This window comes from Pseudomonas sp. SWRI179 (genome assembly GCF_014268705.1).
GTDB lineage: Bacteria > Pseudomonadota > Gammaproteobacteria > Pseudomonadales > Pseudomonadaceae > Aquipseudomonas > Aquipseudomonas zanjanensis.
Genome location: NZ_JABWRA010000115.1, coordinates 1 through 2,226, shown reverse-complemented (window position 1 = coordinate 2,226; position 2,226 = coordinate 1). Strand labels below are relative to the sequence as shown.

Annotated in this window: 1 protein-coding gene; it reads right to left on the bottom strand. The window is 67.0% G+C overall.

What is annotated here, in order from left to right:
- A partial coding sequence (locus HU767_RS28460) for a condensation domain-containing protein (RefSeq protein ID WP_186731104.1) occupies positions 1-2,226 on the bottom strand: 2,226 nt, incomplete at both ends.

The following is a 2,226-nucleotide window of genomic DNA, read 5'->3' as shown; positions in this document are numbered from 1 at the left end:
GGCCTTCGAACACCAGCGCCGGGGCGTTGGGGCTCAGGGCCGCTTGCTGGCTCAGGGCGGTGTGCAGGTTGCTCGGGCCGCTGTAGTGACGGTCGGTGGCGTTCCAGCGGTCGAGTTGCTGCTGGTCCTGCTGTTGCGGGAACAGCTCGACCAGGTTGCGCCCAGGAGCGGCCACCAGGGCGTCGAGCAGCGCGCACCATTGCGCGCTCCAGCGTTGCATCGTCGCTTCGTCGTACAAGGCCGATTGGTATTCCAGCGCCAGCGTCATGTCGCTGCCGTCGTCCTGGACTTCCCAGCTCTGTTCGAATTTGGCGTCGATCACCGGCAGCATCTGCTCTTCGACGTTCAGCCCCGGCCACTGGCTGCTGTCGACCCGGCCGTAGTTGAGGGAGAACAGCACCTGGAACAGCGGCGTACGGTTCAAGTCGCGATTCTGCGCAATGGCGCCGACCAAGGTGGCGAAAGGCAGGTCGGCGTGGGCCTGGGCGGCGCGCAGGTCGGCCTCGAGGCTGGCGAGCAGTTGCTCGGCCGGGGCCCGTTGGTCGACGTCGCTGCGGATCACCAGGGTGTTGACCAGGCACGCCAGCAAGGTCTGGGTCTGGGCGTGGTCACGTTGGTCCGCCGGGGTGCCGAGGCGAATCTCCCGCTGGCCGCTGTAGCGGGCCAGCAGTGCGCTCAGGGCCGTGGCCAACACCACATAGGTGGTGGTGCCACGCTGACGGGCGAACTGTCGGATGGCTTCGGCGCGCTGGCTGCCGAGGCGGACAGTCAGTTGCCGGGCGCGACGATCGGCTTCGGCGCCACGTGGATGGTCGATGGGCAGGTCGAGCTGATAGTCGTCCTGGCCCAGGTGGTTTTTCCAGTAGTCCAGGCTGGCACTGCGCCGGGCCTGGGTGTCTGGGTGCTGCTGCCACAGGGCGAAGTCGACGTAGTCGATTTCCAGTGGTTTCCAGGCTGGCGACTGCCCGTCCAGGCCGGCGGTGTAGGCCTGGGTCAGTTCGTCGATGAGCAACTGCATGGCCCAACCGTCGGTGGCGCTGTGGTGCAGGCACACCAGCAACAGGTGTTCGTCGCTGCCCTGGCGTTGCAGCAGATGCGCACGCCAAGGCGCGGCGGCGGCCAGGTCGAACGGTGTCATCAGTTCGTCTTGGGCGTTGGCGCAGGTCGCGGCCCAGTCCTGGCTTGCAACGCCAGTGACCGTAAGCGCCGGCCCGTGGTCGTCGATCAGCAGTTGCGGCTCGCCGTCAACGTCGACGATCCGGCTGCGCAGCACCAGGTGGCGTTGGCTGACCTGCTCGAAGGCTTCACGCAAGACCTGGACTTGCAGCTCGCCGCGCAAGCTCAGGGCGAATGGCATGTGGTACTCGCGGGACTCCGGCACCAGGCGGCTGAGCATCCAGAAGCGGCGCTGGGCCAGGCCCAGGGGCAAGTGCGCCGGGCGCGGTTGCGCGGTGATCGACTCACCGGGCATGGCCGTGCGCAGATGCTCGGCCAGGGCCGCGACCGTTGGTTGGGCGAACACCAGCGGCAGGGGCAGGGAAACTCCCAGGCGCTCACGCACCCGACTGACCAGGCGGGTGGCCAGCAAGGAGTGACCACCGAGTTGGAAAAAGTTGTCCTCGATGCCGACTTCCGGACCACCCAGCACTTCGCTGAACAGTTCGCAAAGCACGGTTTCAGTCCCGTCCCGTGGCGCGGTGCGTGGCTGGTCGCTTGGGCTGTGTGGCAGCGGCGTGGCGGCCAGGGCCTTGCGGTCGAGCTTGCCGTTGCTGTTGAGCGGCAGGTTATCGAGCTGCACGAACACGCTTGGCTGCATGTGCGCGGGCAGGCTGGCGCTCAAGTCGGCACGCAGGGTCGCCTCATCGGCGTCACCGCACCAGAAACTCACCAGGCGCTGGTCGAGCAACAAGGTGGCGGCGTCGCGAACACCGGCCTGGGCCAGCAGTGCCGCGTCGATTTCACCCAATTCGATGCGCTGGCCGCGCAGCTTCACCTGATGGTCGAGACGCCCCAGGTATTCGATGTTGCCATCGGCCAGGAAACGGCAACGGTCGCCGGTGCGGTACAGCCGATCATCGGCCACGAACGGGCTGGCGAGGAAGCGTTCTTCGGTCAGGTCCGGGCGTTTCAGATAACCACGGGCCACGCCGACGCCGCCGATGTACAGCTCGCCGATGCTGCCAATCGGCAACGGTTGCAGGGCTTCGTCGAGGATGTACAAGCGCA